Here is a 4,325-nt window from a genome sequence, read left to right on the forward strand (position 1 = left end):
GCTTTTTTCGTTGTGGAAAAGCAAAAATAAGTCTGATTGGTGCATTGATAGTCCAGTTGATACTGGATTTGCTGGCATTAAAATGATCCCGCTTGGCTCTGAAGCTATAAAGATGAAAGCCTCTACGCTTTTAGTTTAAAGAATGTAGAAGCTTTTTTCGTTGTGGAAAAAGCAAAAATAAGTCTGATTGGTGCATTGATAGTCCAGTTGATAATGGCTTAGCTGGCATTAAAATGAATTCACTTGGCTCTGAAGTTATAAAGATGAAAGCCTCTACGCTTTTGTTTAAAGAATGTAGAGGCTTTTCATTGAGGAAAACCAACTTAAAAGTTTTCCTTGTCACGTTAAACGACTTCTATCCGCCCTTTAATTCACTCCCTTGCCGTTGAAGCTCTGACTGAGCAAATCTTTAATGGAATTGGTATTAGTTATGGTTAGGAGGCATGGGCGATCCCTAATTCCCTACTAAGCGCTTTACTTTTATCTAATGAGCGTATCTAAATCAATAGAGAGGACTACTGAGTAATTCCGGTTTACGCTACAATGCATCATTGTCTCTGATCTATAAGATTGCCTCCGTGACCGACATTTTTTCATTGAAATCGCATAATACGTTTGGGCTCGAACATCATTGTCGCGCACTGCTGTTCGCTAAAACTACCGAAGAGTTGTGCGCTATTTGCATAGATTTATATGCCTCTAATCAGCCTATGTTGATCCTCGGTGGCGGTAGTAATGTTATTTTATGCGATGACTTTGCTGGCACTGTAGTTGTCGTTGAAACTAAAGGGATCGAAGTGACCTCGACAGAGGGTTATCACCTTCTTTCTGTAGAGGCAGGTGAGGATTGGCATGAACTTGTATGCTTTTGCCTCTCTCAGGGGATTGCAGGCTTTGAAAATCTCGCACTTATTCCGGGTAAGGTTGGCGCTGCTCCGATTCAAAATATCGGTGCATATGGTGTCGAGATAAAAGACATATGTGAATGGGTTGAATATTGTGATTTATCGACAGGCGAGCACATTCGCTTAAGTGCCAATGAGTGTGACTTTAGCTACAGGGAGTCCATTTTTAAACAGCAATTGCTAGGTAGAGCGCTTATAACAAAAGTAGGCTTTAAAGTACCCAAAATTTGGCAACCTAATCTGGATTATGGACCGCTTAAGGCGTTAAAGGATCCTGCCGTGACACCAAAGGATGTTTTTGAGTGTATCTGTGACACTAGAATGAGCAAACTCCCAGATCCCGCTAAAGTTGGTAATGCCGGCAGCTTTTTCAAAAACCCGGTTATATCAAATGAGCTATTTCTAGCGTTAACCTCTAAATTTCCGAATATAGTGGGTTACCCTCAAGAAACCGGAAAAACTAAGGTCGCTGCGGGCTGGCTTATAGAAGCTGCAGGCCTAAAGGGCTTCCAAGTTGGAGGAGCGGCTGTGCATGCTAACCAAGCTCTTGTACTAATTAATAAAGGCAGCGCAACTAGCGATGATGTTTTGAATTTGGCACGCCATGTTGTTGATTATATTGAAAAGCAATTTGGTATTAGATTACAACCTGAACCTAGAATGATTGCAGCAACCGGAGAAAGGAACTTATAGCATGGCAGAACAGTGGAGTCGTAAGCGAGGCATATTAGCAGAGTTAGCGAATGGGCACTTTGTATCTGGTGAAGTCTTAGCTGAAAAACTAGGGGTATCGAGAACCGCAATAGCTAACCATATCTCTGGGCTAGAAGAGTATGGTGTAGATATTTACTGTGTAAAAGGAAAAGGCTATAAGCTAAGCAATCCATTGTCTTTAGTTGATGAGAGCACTTTAAAAAGTACAATCAGTCAGCGCTGCTTCTATTTTGATGAGATCCCAAGTACGAATGCATTCATCTTAAAGCATGCCGAAGAGCTCGACTCTGGTGATATTTGTGTTGCCGAATATCAGTCTGCTGGGCGTGGCAGAAGAGGGCGCACTTGGGTGTCTCCTTATGGATGTCATCTGTATTTTTCAATGTATTGGCAGTTCCCGCAAGGCATGGCGCAAGCTATGGGTTTAAGCTTAGTTGTTGCGTGTTCAATAGTATCGGTTCTCGAGCAATTAGACGTTGCAGATGTTGGTGTTAAGTGGCCAAACGATATCTACTTGGGTGGGAAGAAGCTAGCGGGTGTGCTGATAGAGATGACTGGTCAAACTGATAGTGAGTGTAGCCTCGTTATTGGCGTTGGGTTAAACATGGCGATGAGTGAGCAGCATGGTAATGCAATCGATCAACCATGGAGTGATCTGACATCGTTGGCAAAGATGCCAAGTAAGACGGAATTGCTGGCGCTACTGCAACGCCAGCTACAACAAGATTTGTACTTATTCCAGAATGAGGGCCTTGCACCTTTTCAACAGCGTTGGGAGGCTGCAGATCTGTTTATTGGTCAGCAGATCAAATTGCTTATTGGAACTGATGAGGTTCATGGCATTTCCAAAGGGATTGATAAACAAGGGGCTGTGGTGTTAGAAACTGCCGACGGTGTAAAGAGCTTTATTGGTGGTGAAATCAGCCTACGTAAGGCTGATTAATCGACATCACTTTCTTAGAAGGACTTGATCCATGAGATGATCTTGTCCTTTTTGCAAGATAAGGTGCGCACGTTCTCGGGTTGGCTGAATATTTAGGGTTAAGTTTGGCCCATTGATGCTGTCCCAGATTTTTGATGCGATGCCAGTAGCCTCGTAATCTGTTAGCTGAGAGTAATGATGGAAGTAGGAACTTTCTTCGCTAAACGCGCCGGTTCTAAATTGTAAAAAACGCTCGATGTACCACTTTTTCAACAACTCTTCTTCTGCGTCGACATAGATACTAAAATCCACAAAGTCAGATACAAATGGTCGCTTAGTATCGACTGCCGAGTCTTGTCCTGTTTGCAGTACGTTTAGGCCCTCAATGATGAGGATATCAGGTTGACGGATCCACTGATATTGGTCGGGCACTCGGTCATAGGTAATGTGTGAGTAAATGGGTGCGCTCACTGCTGCTTCCCCCGCTTTTATCGCAGAGATAAAGTCAACTAAGCCTTTCATATCATAGCTTTCAGGGAAACCTTTACGTTGCATTAATCCGCGACGTTTAAGCTCGGCAAGTGGGTGCAAGAATCCATCTGTGGTAATCAGATCCACTTTAGGGTGCTCTGGCCAATGGCTCAATAATGCCTGCAAGATACGTGCAGTAGTACTTTTTCCTACTGCGACACTGCCAGCAATACTAATGATATAGGGTCTTTTAGGTGGTACGCGTCCAAGAAACTCATTGAGTGCTAAGCCTCTTTGCTGCTTCGCACCGACATTTAAGTTGAGAAGTCGGCTTAATGGCAGATAAATATCGGTCACTTCAGATAGCGATATTTTTTCATTAATACCGCGTAGGTCTGCCAGATCATTTTCACTCAGTGTTAAAGGCACTGACTCGCGTAATTCAGCCCACTGTTCGCGCTGAAAAGGTAGATAAAGTGCATTATGAATTTGATTGGTTGGCGTCATTGCGAAGTTCTCCATTAAGGAGGGCACATTACACTATGAATTTATTATCGACAACCGCTACGGGATTAGACGAACAGTCAATGCTAGGTAAATGAGATTAATCGCTGCAAAAGTATCCGTTATGGCTAAAGTGAGCATAAAAAAGCGTCGTTTGAGCTTTTTTTTATAAAAAAATCGATTTTACTATTGCACTTGTGCTCACATTTCCATAATATCCGCTACCGAAATGACACGCCGGCATAGCTCAGTTGGTAGAGCAACTGACTTGTAATCAGTAGGTCCCGAGTTCGACTCTTGGTGCCGGCACCATTTCTCTGGAGGGGTTCCCGAGTGGCCAAAGGGATCAGATTGTAAATCTGACGGCTCAGCCTTCGAAGGTTCGAATCCTTCTCCCTCCACCAATTTCTAGGTAGTTAGGTAACCTGAAGTAGGTTGCGCGGATGTCGTATAATGGTATTACTCCAGCCTTCCAAGCTGATAACGCGGGTTCGATTCCCGCCATCCGCTCCAAATTCTTGCTGATAATACTTAATCAGTAGAAAGCACTCGATAACGAGTGCTTTTTCCAGTTTAAGACTACCTGTCAGCACGCCTCCTGCTTCATATGTACCTCAATTATCTTACTAACTGATTCGATGACATTTATGCATCGGATTTTTTGCTATATGCAGTTTCATCACCAGTACTTTGGATTGGGGCAATACCATGGCTAAAGAAAAATTTGAACGTAGTAAACCGCATGTTAACGTTGGTACCATTGGACACGTCGACCATGGTAAAACAACACTAACTGCTGCTATCTCTGC

Annotated in this window: 4 protein-coding genes and 3 tRNA genes; 6 read left to right on the forward strand and 1 reads right to left on the reverse strand. The window is 43.2% G+C overall.

Annotation, left to right across the window (positions count from 1 at the left end):
• Positions 1-578: 578 nt before the first annotated feature.
• Together murB and birA are read left to right on the forward strand one after the other, a co-directional pair.
• Entirely contained in the window at positions 579-1,598 is a 1,020-nt protein-coding gene (gene murB, locus AB4135_RS21930) for a UDP-N-acetylmuramate dehydrogenase (protein ID WP_371995542.1), read from the forward strand.
• A gap of 1 nt (position 1,599) precedes the next feature.
• On the forward strand, positions 1,600-2,562 hold the full coding sequence (gene birA, locus AB4135_RS21935; protein ID WP_371995543.1) for a bifunctional biotin--[acetyl-CoA-carboxylase] ligase/biotin operon repressor BirA: 963 nt from the start codon (positions 1,600-1,602) through the stop codon (positions 2,560-2,562).
• Between the two features lie 6 nt (positions 2,563-2,568).
• Here the strand turns inward: birA and coaA are convergent, their stop codons facing one another.
• Entirely contained in the window at positions 2,569-3,519 is a 951-nt protein-coding gene (coaA, locus tag AB4135_RS21940; RefSeq protein ID WP_371995544.1) for a type I pantothenate kinase, read from the reverse strand.
• Between the two features lie 233 nt (positions 3,520-3,752).
• On the opposite strand from coaA, the gene AB4135_RS21945 reads away from it, so the two are divergent.
• The 4 genes from AB4135_RS21945 to AB4135_RS21960 form a co-directional block, all read left to right on the forward strand.
• A tRNA-Thr gene (locus AB4135_RS21945) sits at positions 3,753-3,828 on the forward strand.
• Positions 3,829-3,835: 7 nt separating this feature from the next.
• Positions 3,836-3,920 (forward strand) — tRNA-Tyr (locus AB4135_RS21950).
• Positions 3,921-3,955: 35 nt separating this feature from the next.
• Positions 3,956-4,029, forward strand: a tRNA-Gly gene (locus AB4135_RS21955).
• A 195-nt stretch (positions 4,030-4,224) separates the two neighbouring features.
• Positions 4,225-4,325, forward strand: a 101-nt coding sequence (locus AB4135_RS21960; protein WP_371994986.1) for a GTP-binding protein, incomplete at its 3' end; no start/stop codon positions are given.

The sequence above is a fragment of the Shewanella sp. 10N.286.54.B9 genome (assembly GCF_041468565.1).
GTDB lineage: Bacteria > Pseudomonadota > Gammaproteobacteria > Enterobacterales > Shewanellaceae > Shewanella.

Bases quoted from the DNA above. Each gene is read 5' to 3' on its own strand.
- birA (WP_371995543.1), top strand. From the start codon at position 1,600: ATGGCAGAACAGTGGAGTCGTAAGCGAGGCATATTAGCAGAGTTAGCG.
- coaA (WP_371995544.1), bottom strand. From the start codon at position 3,519: ATGACGCCAACCAATCAAATTCATAATGCACTTTATCTACCTTTTCAG.